The sequence below is a fragment of the Parasedimentitalea huanghaiensis genome (assembly GCF_009753675.1).
In the GTDB taxonomy this organism is placed as follows: Bacteria; Pseudomonadota; Alphaproteobacteria; order Rhodobacterales; family Rhodobacteraceae; genus Parasedimentitalea; species Parasedimentitalea huanghaiensis.
Genome location: NZ_WQLV01000015.1, coordinates 45,093 through 59,628, shown reverse-complemented (window position 1 = coordinate 59,628; position 14,536 = coordinate 45,093). Strand labels below are relative to the sequence as shown.

Below are 14,536 nucleotides of genomic sequence, written 5' to 3'. Positions count from 1 at the left end.
ACCTATCTGGCTATTGCTCCGTGCCTGTGAGCACGTCATTTCTAGTGTGGGGGCAAGTCGCTGGCTTTGTTTGAAATAAACCAACCACTAGCCAAAACAAACTTAAGTTCCGCGATCCTGTGCCGCGCTGCTGAATACCGTCGAGTGTTCATATATTCGGCGTTTGACGGGTTTATTGAAAGGCCCGGAACTCACTGGGCGTGAGCCCGACGCTGGCCCGAAAATCCCGACTAAAATGTGAGCTGTCGGAAAACCCGGCACAAAACCCAATCGAAGTAAGGGAAATATCCCCGGATTTCAGCAGGCGGCAAGCCTCAGAAATCCGCACCAAACGCACCAGTTGAGAAAAACTGAGTCCTGCCTGGGTCAATCTACGTTGTAATGTCCGGGTTGACAGGCCTAACGCGCTAGCGAGTTCGTCGGTTTTCCACTGCCGTGCAACATCAAGCATCATCAGATCGGTCATTGTTTTTAAAAGTGTCGCTAAGGAGGCATCTTTGACGGGAGGTAAATCCACTTGCGCCGAACTGTTGTCCGGAGGGTCAATGGCTTTGGAGATAGAATGGCCCTGCCATCCGATAGTCCAGTTATTGGTCAAAAGCTTCGCCGGATTATTGGGTAAACAGAAATCGCATTGTTGGCGAATGCGGACCGGTTCGCCCAATTGCGACGCCATATCACACCAGAGACCGCGACAGCCAATGCCCTCTAGCAGGCCAATAATCAGGCCGCAAATCAGTAGGTTTTCTGGCGGTGTTGGGGCGGCTCCACCTGTTGCACTTCGTCTGAAACGTGCTTGTGTCTCAGTGATGGGGTCTATTTCCACGCGATTGCTCGAGTGAGCAAACACCTCGAACCGGTGCCATTTGTCAAACAAGACAGCAGGAGATTCAGAACGAAGCGCACTGCGCCAAACCGGGTCATAGGTGACCTGATCAATCTCCTGCCCAATAGAAAGCAGCGCCTCGGGGCCACATTCACGCGCAACCATCTGAAGCATGTCACGTTTGGTGCCCGCTGGGACCTGTGCTTGGCGCAAGGCGTCGATGCCATCCGTTGACACAGACAGCTTCCCCGGATTGTGTTTTTGCATATAGACAGCAATCAGCTCAATCAGGCTTGCTTTGGCAAATTCACGGATCGAAAATTCTCCACAGCTATTTGGTGTCTTAGTGCCATCATGATTTAAACGGATCGACCTAGCCTGTCTCCGCAAAAATATCCTCGTATGTTATCGGTAGGCTGCGGCAGCGATACCCGGTTGCTGCAAACACAGCGTTTGCAATAGCAGCAGGCACCGGGGGTAGTGCAGATTCACCAACCGGAGCGGGCGGCGTACCCGGAGGAGAAAGTAACGCCACATTGACCTCAGGGGAGGATCCATGACGAAGCGGTTCGTATAGATGGAAGTTGTTTTGCTCGACCCGGCCTTGTGCAAATGTAATCTGTTCGTTCAACGTCATGCTGCAGCCCCAAGTGATATTTCCCATTATCTGGCTTTCGACTTGATGAGGATTGAGCACCAATCCACAATCTTGTGCGCAGCACACCTTGGTTACTTTAATAGTTTTAGCAGCGTGGTCGATCGTTAGGTCAGCGACAACCGCGACGGCGGTTTCTTCCTTATAAACCGCACAGGCCAGCCCACGCCCGGTGTCAGGAATTGCAACCTGCCCCCAGTTCGACATGTCGCCAACCTTGCGCAGCACCTTGGCTAGGCGGGCCCTGTTTGCAAGTAGGTTTTTCAACCGAAACTGCAATGGATCGATACCAGACTTGAAGGCCAGTTCATCCATCATCGATTCGATTGCAAAGGCATTTGGAGCGGAGCCTAGGCCACGCCAAGCATTGATTGGAACCGGAGTGCGAATGGCTGAGTGGCGTGTGCGCCTGTTTGTCATTTCATATGGGGCGCGGATCCCGCGCGTTGTACCTTGATCTGGGGTTGCCAGGTCAATGGCCTTGCCAATCAAACCGGGCGCCAAGCCGGTAAGTATGGAAGACGATACAACATCATGGTCCCAATGGGTTATAAAGCCGTCCTGACTGACTCCTGCATCGATGAAGTGCGAAAATCCGGGCTGAAAGTAGTTGTTCTGAAACTCGGCCGCGCGGTCCCACTGTACCCGGACCGGCAGGTTGAATTTTGCAGACAAGCGCGCCGCAGCTTCGGAGGCCTGACACATCACCCGTCCACCAAAACCGCCGCCAATACGATGGGTATGTACCACGACGTCCTCTACCTTGCGGTCAAGGATCTTCGCCACTCTTTTCTGCACAAAAAACGGATCTTGGGTTCCGCACCAGACTTCAACTTTGTCCGCTCTTACCCAGACTAGGCCGGAGCGCGGCTCCATTGCCGCATGGGCGGCAAACGGCGTATCGTAACGTCCCGAAGATCGATGGCGTGCAGATTGTTGTCCGATCTCAAGGTCGCCGGATTGATCCAACGTATGGGTGAAATTGTCGTCCGCCCGGAGCCTCTCTACATCAAGAAGGGTATCAATCTGTTCCTGACCAAAATCGGACTCGATCTGCCATTCGACATCTAAGACATCCAAAGCCTCGGAAAGGATAAACGGTGTGCTGGCGACCACCCCGACAAAGCCAGCAGCCTCGTCGATCTCCACTCCAAGGACGCCTGGTAGTTCCAGCGCTCTCGCGCTGTTAGCCGCCACTAACTGCGCCCCAAAACTCGGCGGCTGTACAACTGCACCAAATGCCATATCAGGCAGGGATATGTCCCGAGCGTAGGCCATCCGACCTGTTACAATTGCGGTCAGATCGTGGTGCAGCCAGTTTTGCCCGATCGTTTGGTGTTTTGTGGTTGGCAGGAGAGCATAGCGTTTCAAGTTATCATTTTCTATCAGCCGGTTGTCTGTAATGATAACGTCCGTTGCGGGCACCAAGGCCGCGTACCCAATCGTCGTACCGTCTGGTAACTTAAAACCCGAGCGCCCGTCCAAAATCTGTTCCGTACTCAGGCCAGTTTTCTCTGCTGCCACGGCTCGTAAGGCCTCACGCAGTTGCGCCGCAGCCCATGATACAGGATCAAAGAAATTAACGATGCTCTGGCTGCCAACAGTCATCTGAAACGGCGGTGTATGGTCCGTGTCGGGTAATATGCAGTCAATGTCAGCCTGCTTAATATTCAGCTCTTCGGCCACGACCTGTGTCAGCCCCAAAGCAGCGCCTTGTCCCATTTCCATTCGGGGGCAATAAAAACGGACACGCCCGTCTGCCAATATTTGAATCCATGTCAGGCCGTCCTTTTCGCTGGGGGCATCAAAGGTCGGTAAGGCCGGTATCTTGTCACGCACCACGGGAAAAGCGCCAAAACTGGCTACCGTTATCCCAGCGGCCACCCAGCCGGTCTTTTTCAAGAAACGACGACGGCTGATGGATTTCATTTTTGTCGTGGCCTCCATGATCAAGCCTCCTGCGCAACGCGGGTAATGGCCCGCCGAATGCGGTCATAGGTGCCACAACGGCAGAGGTTGCCGTTCATTTCTTCACGGATCTCTGCGTCTGTCGGGGCTGGATTACGGTGTAGCAGGGCAGATGCCGTCATGATCTGCCCCGCCTGGCAATAACCACATTGGGGCACACCTTCAGCGATCCAGGCCTGTTGAACCGGATGCAAACCCTCGCCAGGACTGGTTTGGTCCAGACCTTCGATCGTTGTGACCTCTACGTTGATAATATCCGAAACGTAGGTTTGGCAGGATCGCGCTGCGACACCATCAAGATGCACTGTGCAAGCGCCACATAGCCCGACCCCACATCCAAACTTGGTGCCTGTCAGCATGACAAAATCACGAAGGAAATCGAGCAATGTCACATTTTGCAAATCGTCGGGCACCGCAATCACATTGCCATTGATAACTATTTCCATGAGTGGTTCCCCTTTTGGGGGTTGTGTTAAAGGCAACACCGAGGTGCCGATATGATAATCACGCCAAAAGCAAAGAGGGCGGTACAGCGTAAATCGTCAGATATCCCCTTCCAGATTTCGGATTTTGATTTTTGTGATCTTTAGTTTGTCGGCGCCGGTGGCTGTTGACGGATGTCGAAATCCTGAGGTTGAAACACCCGTATCTCTTCCTTAAATTGCGCAGGAATTCGACCATATTCCGCAAGAAATCCAGGGGCTGCATCTGTGACTGATACCGGCGTTAAAGAGACATTTTCCTTTCAAACTGAGGTAGGCCAATTACTCGATATTGTCGCCGGATCTCTTTACTCGAACCGCGAAATTTTCCTGAGAGAACTGGTGTCAAACGCGTCTGATGCCTGTGATAAGCTGCGTTACCAGGCCCTCACGGATCCCACACTCACCGGCGGATCTGACCAGTTTTCTGTTTTGCTTGAGATCGACGCGAAGGCAAAAACCCTGTCCGTTTCGGACAATGGGATTGGGATGAACCACGATGACTTGCTTGAAACGCTTGGAACCATCGCGAAATCAGGGACTGGGGCGTTTCTCAACGCCTTGAAGGATGGCGAAAAGGGCGAAATGGGACTTATTGGCCAGTTTGGGGTTGGCTTCTATTCCGCATTCATGGTTGCCGACAAGGTCGATGTTTTGACGCGAAAAGCGGGCGAAGACACAAGCTGGCATTGGTCATCGGATGGCAAAGGCGAATTTACGATTGAGCCCGCTGACCGGGACGCATGCGGCACAACTGTGGTGTTACACCTGAAGAAGGACGCAAAAGAGTTCCTCGAAGAGGTCCGCGTTCGCCATATTATCAAAACCTATTCTGATCACATTAGTTTCCCGGTGACGCTGGGGGACGAAACGCTAAACTCGGCCTCTGCCATTTGGACCCGTGCCCCAAAGGATGTGACCGAAGAACAGCACACAGAGTTCTACCATCACACTTCGCATGCCTTTGATAAGCCATGGCTAACCTTGCATAGCCATGTCGAAGGCGCGGTCAGCCATACGAGCCTGTTGTATGTGCCCACGACGGCCCCGATGGACCTGTACGATGCAGAACGTAAAAGCCATGTGAAACTCTATGTGAACCGGGTATTTATCTCGGAAAACACCAAGGATCTTGTGCCTGCTTATCTGCGGTTCCTTCGCGGAGTTGTGGATTCACAGGATCTCTCGCTGAATGTGTCGCGCGAAATGCTGCAGTCGGACCCGACGCTTGCCAAGATCAAGACAGCGCTCAGCAAGAAGGTGATCGGGGCGCTTAAGAAGAAAGCCAACAAAGCCGCAGAAGAGTATGCCACTTTTTGGGGAAATTTTGGCGCGGTCGTAAAAGAAGGCCTGATCGAAGATCCGACCTTGCGGGACCGGCTGCTCGAGATTTGTCGTTTCTCGTCATCTCAAAACGCTGATCTGACCAGCCTTGCAGACTATGTAGGTCGCTGCAAAGAGGGACAGGACGCGATTTACTACATGGCGGGTGATGACGCGAAAAAGATTTCGCAGTCACCACATCTGGAAGGCTTCAAGGCCAAGGGCGTGGAAGTGCTGCTGTTGGCGGATCATGTCGATGAGTTCTGGCTTCAACACATCACTGAGTTTGAGGGCAAGACATTCAAGTCAGTAACTCGTGGTGCGACTGATCTGGATAAAATCGGTGGCGATGCAGATGCAACCGACGACAAGGATGATGCAGAGAGCCCAGAGCTGGACAATCTCATTGCAGCAGTCAAACTGGAGCTGGGTGATTTAGTCAAAGATGTGCGCCCGTCCAAGCGGTTAACCGATAGCCCGGTGTGCTTGATCGCAGACGATGGCGACATGGACGTCAATCTGGAGCGGCTGCTAAAGCAACATGGTCAGCTGACGGATGGCATGCCACGGGTTCTGGAACTAAACCCCGACCACAGGGTTGTGAAAAAGCTGGCCGAACGTGCAAAAGGTGACGCAGCTGCGTCTGACGCATTGCTACAAGATGCGGCTCATTTGTTGCTGGATCAGGCGCGGATTTCCGATGGCGAGGCGCCCTCTGATCCAGCGGAATTTGTTCGCCGCCTTAGCGCAGTAATGGATAGTGCTCTTTAGCATCTCGTTGGCGAGAACAAGATGAAGCCTGCTGGCGGAGGTCGTGGCTTCATTTTGGGTTCAATTTATACTCAGTTCGTGGCCAGCATAGCCGATCAGTCGCAATCTGGTGGCTTGAAATGTTACCACTGAGATGAAGCGCAACTGCATTGACGCAAAATAACATAACAAACCTTATGACTCCTTTTGCTGGAGTAGAGAATAGCTCCTGCGCAATACTACGTCGTGCATCATGGTCGCTAAGGTGGTCAGATCGAATACAGGGCGCCTTAGCTCTTGTTGAAGATCATGGGCGTAGGGTGGCAAATCGGTGCATTCAAGAACAATCGCCCCAATATCCGGAGCGCGTTCAATCAATCGACGTCCTGCTGTCAGAACTTCGTGCCTAACCTTGGCCAAATCCATACCATTTCTTTCGTTTCTCAGGATGACTGAGGCAAATTCTTCGGTATCCTCAAGCCCCTGCACGATGATCGGAATGCCCTGTGCCCCGGCGCCCTCGATATGCCTGCCGGTCAATACCGCGGCTGAAGCGGTCAGCACGCCAACGGGTGCGCGGGTCATCTGGTAAGCCAACGGGACCTGCAACAGCGAGGACACAAAGACGGGAATCGAGACTGCCTCGGCGATTTCTTTCTGGAACAATGCGAGAAAACCGCAAGAGCCGGTAATGGCCTGTACGCCTTGGGCTTCAAGCCGTCGCGCGGCCTCCAAAATGGGCACAATCATGTCAGGCGACGGGGAGTTCAGTAGTTTGGGGACGGTGATCCCATGCAGGATTTCATACGTTGTAGTAAATGGTAAGCTCGAGGGGTTCTTGATGTGACCCGGCGGTTTGGGGAAATAGCTTTCCAGCGACAGAACACCAATGGAGATGCCGCAGATGTTTTGTCCACCGGGGTCAAAGGTCACGAGTACGCTCCTTTAGAATCGGTTGGCCCGAAAGGGCGAGAGATCTGTATTGGCGGGTGTTTCAACCACGAGGTCCGCCACGATGCGTCCGGTTTTAGGCGCCATCATCAAGCCGTAGTGGCTGTGTCCAAAGGCAGCGATCAGCCCCGGAAAGCCCTCGATTTCACCTATACACGGCAGGCTATCGGGCAGGCTTGGCCGCTGACCCGACCAGGTGCGAATGTCGCTTTCGTTCAGGCCCGGCAGCATGGACCGGGTCAGTTTTATTAGCCCATCCAGCCGTTTTTGATTGGGTGGCGCATCAAGGCCGGCAAATTCGGCGGTGCCTGCGACCCGTAGCCCGTCATTCATCGACGAGGCGACAAATTTCATGTCCATATCCATTACGGAATGGTTCAGGGCGATACCCGGATCCTGAAACGATACATGATAGCCGCGCTCGGCTTGCATCGGAATGCGGATACCCAGTGGCTGCAGCAGCTTTGTCGACCAAACCCCCATTGATAGGACCAGTTTGGAGGACCAGCAGGGCCCTTCGGCGGTGTCATAAGCCCATCCACCATCTTCGGGTCGGATCGCCGCGACCTCTTGGCGCTGAATCTCTCCACCCAAGGTGCGGAATTTGTCAGCCAGTACCGTGCCAATCTCGCCCGGGGCCAGTGCCCGCGCCTGATCATGAATAAGCACCGCTGCTTGAAAGTCGGGGCTCAGTGCCGGTTCAAGATCATGCAGATCCGCCGCTCCGATCCGGTTTAATCGGGCCCCTTTTTCCCTGCGCATGACATAACCGATGTCCGACAGATTGGCCGAATCCGCGTTGCGGAAAGCATGGACATAGAGACTGTCACGGATCAGATCCTCGCGCCCGGTTCCGGCCAAATGTTGGCGGAAAAGAGTCACGCAATCGCGGTTCAACAGTTCCATAGCATCGGAAATCGCTGGGATGCGTGATTTGCGTCCTTCGCGTATGAACCGAAGTCCCCAGTGGGCAAGTCTCGGCAGATAACTCGGCTTGACCGCCACTGGCCCCAAGGGATCCAACAACATACCCGGCACCTGTTTCCACAGCCCCGGCATGGATTGCGGCACCACAGACCAAGGTGAGATGATCCCGGCGTTGCCGAAAGAGGTCGCCTGCCCCGGTGCGTCGCGGTCCACCAGCCGAACGCGCAGCCCCTTTTCGATCAGCGACAGAGCGGTACAGATACCAATGATCCCCGCACCCAGAACTGTGACGTCCGGGGCCTGATCTTTTGACCTCTGGGTCATGCGGCGGCCCTTTCCTGACGGAGGCTGGCCAACTGCTGTATGATTACCGGAGCGATAACAACCAGTGCCGTGAGGTCCGAAGCACCGCTGGGAGCCACCAACAAGATCCCACCGATCGCCATCAGTAGCCGCCAGACACTATTCAACGGGGCCATGAAATAGGCGGACACTGCTGTGGCAATGGCAAAAACACCCAACGCGCAAGTTATGCTGACCTGCAGAAAGCCGAGCAAAGTGAAATACTCGGGCAGCACAATCAGCATTGTCGGTGCATAGACAAACACCATTGGCACCATCAGTTTCCCTAATCCCAGGGTAAAGGCGCTCATGCCAGTCCGGAACGGGTTGGCGCCTGCGATACCGGCAGCGGCATAGGCTGAGGCACAAACTGGCGGGGTGATCTCAGAAATTACACCGTAATACAGAACGAACATATGGGTGGCGAGCGGCGGAACCCCCAGTTGGTTCAGAGCCGGTGTGGCGACAGCCACCAGCATGATATAGAGCGCCGTGGTCGGCAGCCCTGCCCCCATCAGGATACAGGCCATAGCAATCAGGACCAGTGACAGGAATTGCTGGATCGAGCTGTGGCTAAAGGTTTCAAGACCGGTCCAGTCCAGCAGCGGGGCCAGTGTCGCCGCCATATCTGCCGCACCACCAGTCACCATAAAGCCAAGGCGGAATCCAACTCCGGTTGTGTTGATAACGCCGACAACAATGCCAACCGCAGCCGAGGCCGCCCCCACCGCCAGCGCATATTGAACACCGACGTGAAAACTATCAAACAGGTCCCGGAAGCTTTGTCTTTTGTTGCGATGCAGGCTGCCAAGGATGGTCAGCGCCGCCAGCATTCCCGCCATCTCGGGGGAATACCCCTCGCCAGAATAGGGCGATGCTTTCCAGAAGATGAACCCCAGTAAGGCGAGCGGAATAGGCAAGGTCAGCGGACGGTCCATACCGCAGAATCCCACGACAATACACAGGTTCAGCCCGATAAAGGCGGCCATATTGGGTGAGTAACCAGAGAACAGCACCAGCAGTAGTGCGATCAGCGGAATGATCGTATACCAGCCGTCTTTCCACACGGCCAGCATATTGGGCAGTTGATCTCGTGTATAGGTGGGCAATCTCAACCGTTTAGCGGTGAAATGCACAATCGACATCACGCCGATATAATGCATCAACGCCGGGACAATGGCGGCGATCACGATGGTGGTATAGGGCACCTCAAGATACTCAGCCATCAGGAAGGACGCAGCGCCCATGATAGGTGGCGTGATTTGCCCTCCAGCCGAGGCTGCGGCCTCAACCCCGCCGGCAAAATGGCCAGGATAGCCCATCTTCTTCATATTGGGGATGGTGAGGGAGCCGGTAGACACCGTATTGGCAATCGAGCTGCCCGAGATGGTGCCAAAGAAGGCAGACGATATGACTGATACCTTGGCCGGTCCGCCGGTATAGCGCCCGGCCAGGATCATCGCATTATCGACAAAAAACTGCCCCAGCCCCATGCGCTGCGCCACCACGCCGAACAGCACAAAGTGAAACACCACCGTTGAAACCACCCAGAGGGTCACTCCAAAGATGCCCTCGGATGGGAAATACATGTTGTTGACGAATTGCTGCCAGTTGACGCCCGGATGCTTCAGGATCTGCGCCGGCATATAGGGGCCAAACAGGGCGTAGACCATAAAGACCAGGATGATCAGCGGCAGCACAAATCCGATAGTGCGGCGGGCAATTTCTAATACGGTCAGCACCAGAATGGAGCCAAAGAACACATCCGGCCCCGATGGGTTGCCTTGACGCAGCGCCTGCTCGTCGATGTCAAATCCAAAGCCGGAAAACCCGCGCCAACTGAGCCACAGGAAAAGCGCAGCCGAAATACCCAAGCCCGCAAGGACCCAATCATATAACGGTACATTTCCCGGTGCCAATGCACGCGCGCCCGGCCATTCCAAGGCCCGCGCTGACTTAATCAGTGGAAAGCCAACAAAGATGAACAGAAACAGCCCCGACAAGTGGATGCCCATGTGAATATGGTCAACCGGCGTACCAAATCCAGCAGTCCACAGGTGATAGAGCGCAAAGCAGATGCTGGCCCAATAGATCACTCTGGTCAGAACGGGGCCATTGTCACGAGTATTCAGTGCTGAATCGTACTTCTTTTCCAGCTCTTCCAACGTTTTATTGTCGAGATGCGAATTGACGGGCATAGGAGGTTCCCAAAAAATTGGATGCAGTCGCCCTGAGCGGGCGCGGACACAATAGCCACAGCCCTGCCACTATCAGGCAAACAAAGGGCGGCAGCGAAAAGAACTTTTTCGCTGCCGCAGTCGGGAGAGTTTGATTACTTAATCATGCCCATTTCACGGTAGAAACGTTCGGCGCCGGGGTGCAGGGGAACACCGATACCTTCGACACCTTCCAGTGCAGTTTCCAGAGTGATTGCACGACCTTTTGGATGGCCATTATCCAGCAGCTTGCGCGCCGTATCAGACCACATTGCCTTGGTGATTTCATAGATCAGCTCTTCGGGCTGGTTGGCATTGGTCACCAACATACCCGACACGGCAACCGTGTTGACGTCGTAGTCTATGCCTTGATAAGTGCCTGCGGGGATTTTCGAAGGAATGTAGTAAGGCACGGTAGTATTTGCCATCTTGATCTCTTCGGCAGACCAATTATGCAGTTCCATCCCTTTGGTGTTGTCCAGTTGGATCATCGCGGCCACTGGGGTCCCAGCGGCGTAGAAATAGGCATCCAGCTGACCATCAGCAATACGTTCCGCAGACTGACTGTTGTTCAGCTCGGCTTCATCGATATTGTCCCGATTGACCCCGTAGTCACCCAGGATCAGTTCAACAGCAATCTGGGTGCCAGATCCGGCCTGTGCAATACCAACACGCTGACCTTTGAGGTCACCAATGCCGCCCAGATTCTGACCCTCTGGCAGCACCAGGTGCAGGTCCTCGGGATAGAGATTGGCAATCACCCGCAGATCGGGCTTGGCGTTGCCCTCGAATTTTTCCGTACCGTGATAGGCGAAATGCAGGGTCGCTGCTCCGGACAGTCCTGCCTCCATCTGACCTGTTTGGATCGCATTCACATTATGCGCAGAGGCATTAGTGGATTGCGCCATCGCGACCAGTCCGGGCACACCACAGTTGCCGCCTTCTTCGCAGGCCCGTGAGCCAGGTGGGTTAGAAATCGCATTGGCAATAATACCACCAATGGGGAAATAGGTCCCGCCTGCCCCACCGGTGCCAATACGGAAAAAGGTCATGTCCTGTGCATGTGCAACCCCGGTGACCATGCTGCATGCCAGCGCAGTTGCTGATATTTTCTTGATAAAGCTCATTGTCAAATTCTCCCTGGTATCGTGCTGCGTCCCGTTTTGACCGGGACTGCTTGATGCAATTTCGATAGGCTAAAGGTGGTTGGCAAATTAGATAAACACAAACTCAAAATTTTATGGTATCCATAGATCTCATTTATGGATGGAGTCTTTTCTTGAACTTGCAACAACTTACAGTTTTTCGAGAAATTATGAGATCCGGGTCGATCAGCCAAGCCGCCCGCAATTTGCACCGGACCCAACCCGCCATCAGCGCCTCACTGAAAACCCTGGAAGCGGATCTTAACATGCCGCTTTTTCTGCGCGAAGGGCGACGATTGGTTCCTGTGCCCGAGGCGCATTACCTGCTGTCCGAAGCGTCGGATGTGCTGGACCGGTTGAAAACGGCAGAGCAAAACATGACCGCGCTTCGCGACCGGACAGAGGGCACCCTTCGGATTGTTGCGATGCCCGGCCCGTCTTCATATTTGCTACCGGAATTCATCAGCCGTTTCATCGCCGACACACCCGGCGTTGACGTCTCCTTGTCGACTCGCAGTTCACCACAAGTCCGCAATCTGGTCGCTGCACAGCAGTATGATATCGGATTCTGTGATTCCACAGGCGCGACCGACAAGGAAAGCCTGTTTCTGAACGAGGAAATATTCTGCAACTGTGTCTGTGCACTATCCGCATCACATCCGCTGGCTGCTCGGAATGTCATAACAACCACAGACTTGGACGGCGCCCCCATGGGGGCGTTGCAATCGAGCCATTCAACCTATCAAAAAACCCAAAAGGCCTTTGACAGCACAGGAGCCAACTTCAAGGTTCGCGTGGATGCGCAGTATTTCCTGCCGTTGTATAACTTCGTAGAAGCCGGCCAAATCTGCGCCATCGTCGATGTTCTCAGCGCTGTCAGCTACTTACACAGCAACAGCCCTGCAAGCGGGATCAAATTCCTACCCTTCAAACCGGATATTCCATTTGGCTATTCTATCCTGACCCCTCGTCAAAGACCGATGTCCTACCTTGCTGAAGAGTTTGTGAACCAATGGAGATACTGGGTAAAAGTTCAGTTGAAAGGCTGGGAACGGCCAAAGGGCGATACCTAAGATACTGTGTCAAAAGGTATTTTCCAGCTTAGTAGGAACAGGCCGGGTTGGCTCTGGCGGGCAGGCAGACCCTCAGAGTTGCGATGCTCGCATTGCCATCGCTGATCTGCGACTGATCGAACCAAGATATGCGAGATTTCCGAAAATGATGAAGGCCAGCGTCTAACTGGCCCCCAAATGTTATATCGACTTAATTGATCCACCGTCGATCCGTATCTTTGAGCCAGTCACATAGCCTGCCCTTTCTGAGGCGAGGAAAGTGACGACATCCGCGAATTCTTCGGGTTTGCCATAGCGGCCCGCTGGGATCGTGCCGCGAGACTTGGCTGCAACCTCTTTGACATCCGTATCTGTCCGCTTTGCCGCCGCTGCATCCAGTTCGTCGACCCTTTGTGTATGGATGCGCCCAGGCATGACGACGTTCACGGTTATGCCATCTGCTGCAACTTCATTTGCAAGTGACTTGGACCAACCCACCACAGCTGACCGTATGCCGTTGGACAACGCAAGATTTGGGATTGGTTGTTCAACTCCTGAGGATGTGATCGAAATGATCCGCCCCCAACTGCGCTCTTTCATCTTTGGCAAAAGGCGTGTGTTCATGTGGAACAGGTTTGCGCCCATCGACTCAAAAAATGTCAACCATGCCGACCGCTCAGCTGTTTGGGCCGTGCCCGGAGGCGGGCCGCCGCCATTGTTTACGATGATGTCCACGCCACCGTCTTTCAGCAGGCTGTCGACTACCGCGTCAACCTCTTCGATCTCGCTAAGGTCCAGTTGCAGGGGGTGCACATTATCCATGCCCTCGGCCCAAGCGGCAATCTTATCACGGCTGCGGGCGGCTGCGAAAACGGTCACGCCTTCGGACGCCAGTGACTGTGCAATCGCCATTCCAAGGCCCCGGCTGGCCCCCAATACAATTGCGCGTTTTCCGCTAATTTCAAGATCCATCAGTTAAGCTCCATCAATCGTTTTTCTTGTCGTAAGATAAGGGCGTCCACCTCGTCACGGCATAATGCCGAAAGGGGCGCGCCGGGCCGCCGCAGTGTGTCATGTGCAATAATTCCGCGTTTCGCGAGGGTGTATTTGCGGATCGCCAAGCCCATACCGGGTTGCTGTTCAAACCGGGCAAGTGGCAGGTAGGCGTTAAAGATATCCTGCCCGCGTTCAATCTCACCCTTGTTGTAATACTCAACCACGCTTGCCATCATTTCGGGATAGGCAAAGCCGGTCATCGCCCCATCGGCACCACGTGCCATTTCTTCAGGCAGGAACACTCCGCCGTTGCCACACAGGATTGAGATGCGTTTGTTCAGCACACCATCGCGGCGCAAATAGGTAATTTTTTCCAACCCCGGCCAATCCTCGTGTTTGAGGCAAACACATGTGGGCAGGTCGTTGACAATTTTTGCAATGACTTTGGGGGCGATCTGAACGCCAGTCGCCAACGGAAAGTCTTGCAAAACAAATGGCACATCGCCGATCAATTCAGCCACTTGATTGTAATAATTCACAATTTGGTCGTCGGTGCGCAGATTGCCCGGTGGGGCAACCATGACGCCTGCCGCCCCCATATCCATCACCATTTTTGTCATCACATCAATTTGCGCAAAGCCCGGCGCGGAAACGCCAACCACAACCGGCACCCTGCCCTTCACCCTGTCTAAGATGCGCGCCACAACATCGCGAGATTCCTCAACCGTCAGCTTGGGGGCTTCACCCATCATGCCCAACACGGTCAGGCCTGTGGCTCCTGCGTCGAGATAAAAGTCAACCATCCGGTCGCAACTTTCCATGTCGATCCGACCATCTGGATGAAAGGGCGTGACTGCGATCACAAATACGCCGGAGGCCTCGGTTGTCAGTCGTGTCATTCGT

The 14,536-nt window shown here is 54.2% G+C and carries 11 protein-coding genes; 2 read left to right on the top strand and 9 right to left on the bottom strand.

Annotated elements, in window-relative coordinates:
* Window positions 1–172 precede the first annotated feature (172 nt).
* From GO984_RS19255 to GO984_RS19245, 3 genes are read right to left on the bottom strand one after another with little or no spacing between them, the layout of a single operon-like run.
* A complete protein-coding gene (locus GO984_RS19255; protein WP_157024210.1) occupies window positions 173–1,216 on the bottom strand; it encodes a helix-turn-helix transcriptional regulator in 1,044 nt (347 codons plus the stop codon).
* The gene (locus tag GO984_RS19250; RefSeq protein WP_157024209.1) at window positions 1,200–3,428 is read right to left on the bottom strand and encodes a xanthine dehydrogenase family protein molybdopterin-binding subunit; all 2,229 of its coding nucleotides are present in this window, start codon (window positions 3,426–3,428) and stop codon (window positions 1,200–1,202) included. Before GO984_RS19250 ends, GO984_RS19255 begins: the two co-directional genes overlap by 17 nt.
* 2 nt (window positions 3,429–3,430) lie before the next feature.
* Complete coding sequence (locus GO984_RS19245; protein ID WP_157024208.1) at window positions 3,431–3,895, bottom strand: (2Fe-2S)-binding protein; 465 nt, start codon at window positions 3,893–3,895, stop codon at window positions 3,431–3,433.
* 264 nt (window positions 3,896–4,159) lie between these two features.
* On the opposite strand from GO984_RS19245, the gene htpG reads away from it, so the two are divergent.
* On the top strand, window positions 4,160–6,025 hold the full coding sequence (gene htpG, locus GO984_RS19240; protein WP_167740427.1) for a molecular chaperone HtpG: 1,866 nt from the start codon (window positions 4,160–4,162) through the stop codon (window positions 6,023–6,025).
* Window positions 6,026–6,199: 174 nt separating this feature from the next.
* Here the strand turns inward: htpG and GO984_RS19235 are convergent, their stop codons facing one another.
* From GO984_RS19235 to GO984_RS19220, 4 genes are all read right to left on the bottom strand, one after another.
* The gene (locus GO984_RS19235) at window positions 6,200–6,937 is read right to left on the bottom strand and encodes an aspartate/glutamate racemase family protein (RefSeq protein WP_167740426.1); all 738 of its coding nucleotides are present in this window, start codon (window positions 6,935–6,937) and stop codon (window positions 6,200–6,202) included.
* 12 nt (window positions 6,938–6,949) lie between these two features.
* Window positions 6,950–8,206 (bottom strand): NAD(P)/FAD-dependent oxidoreductase, encoded by a 1,257-nt coding sequence (locus GO984_RS19230; RefSeq protein ID WP_157024207.1) that lies wholly within the window; start codon window positions 8,204–8,206, stop codon window positions 6,950–6,952.
* Entirely contained in the window at window positions 8,203–10,422 is a 2,220-nt protein-coding gene (locus tag GO984_RS19225; protein ID WP_157024206.1) for a TRAP transporter permease, read from the bottom strand. Before GO984_RS19225 ends, GO984_RS19230 begins: the two co-directional genes overlap by 4 nt.
* 134 nt (window positions 10,423–10,556) lie before the next feature.
* Window positions 10,557–11,567 carry a TAXI family TRAP transporter solute-binding subunit gene (locus GO984_RS19220; protein ID WP_157024205.1) on the bottom strand — a complete coding sequence of 337 codons (1,011 nt, stop codon included), beginning with the start codon at window positions 11,565–11,567 and terminating at the stop codon, window positions 10,557–10,559.
* 152 nt (window positions 11,568–11,719) lie between these two features.
* Between GO984_RS19220 and GO984_RS19215 the strand changes: the two genes are divergently transcribed.
* The gene (locus tag GO984_RS19215; protein ID WP_157024204.1) at window positions 11,720–12,658 is read left to right on the top strand and encodes a LysR family transcriptional regulator; all 939 of its coding nucleotides are present in this window, start codon (window positions 11,720–11,722) and stop codon (window positions 12,656–12,658) included.
* Window positions 12,659–12,838: 180 nt separating this feature from the next.
* On the opposite strand, the gene GO984_RS19210 is transcribed toward GO984_RS19215, so the two are convergent.
* Window positions 12,839–13,609, bottom strand: coding sequence for an SDR family oxidoreductase (locus GO984_RS19210; protein WP_157024203.1), 771 nt, complete (start codon window positions 13,607–13,609; stop codon window positions 12,839–12,841).
* On the bottom strand, window positions 13,609–14,532 hold the full coding sequence (locus GO984_RS19205; protein ID WP_157024202.1) for a dihydrodipicolinate synthase family protein: 924 nt from the start codon (window positions 14,530–14,532) through the stop codon (window positions 13,609–13,611). The genes GO984_RS19210 and GO984_RS19205 overlap by 1 nt, the downstream gene beginning before the upstream one ends.
* Window positions 14,533–14,536: the final 4 nt, after the last annotated feature.

What these genes read in the sequence shown, in the direction of transcription:
- GO984_RS19250 (WP_157024209.1), bottom strand. Translation starts at nt 3,428, where the DNA reads ATGGAGGCCACGACAAAAATGAAATCCATCAGCCGTCGTCGTTTCTTG.
- GO984_RS19245 (WP_157024208.1), bottom strand. Translation starts at nt 3,895, where the DNA reads ATGGAAATAGTTATCAATGGCAATGTGATTGCGGTGCCCGACGATTTG.
- GO984_RS19230 (WP_157024207.1), bottom strand. Translation starts at nt 8,206, where the DNA reads ATGACCCAGAGGTCAAAAGATCAGGCCCCGGACGTCACAGTTCTGGGT.
- GO984_RS19225 (WP_157024206.1), bottom strand. Translation starts at nt 10,422, where the DNA reads ATGCCCGTCAATTCGCATCTCGACAATAAAACGTTGGAAGAGCTGGAA.
- GO984_RS19220 (WP_157024205.1), bottom strand. Translation starts at nt 11,567, where the DNA reads ATGAGCTTTATCAAGAAAATATCAGCAACTGCGCTGGCATGCAGCATG.
- GO984_RS19210 (WP_157024203.1), bottom strand. Translation starts at nt 13,609, where the DNA reads ATGGATCTTGAAATTAGCGGAAAACGCGCAATTGTATTGGGGGCCAGC.
- GO984_RS19205 (WP_157024202.1), bottom strand. Translation starts at nt 14,532, where the DNA reads ATGACACGACTGACAACCGAGGCCTCCGGCGTATTTGTGATCGCAGTC.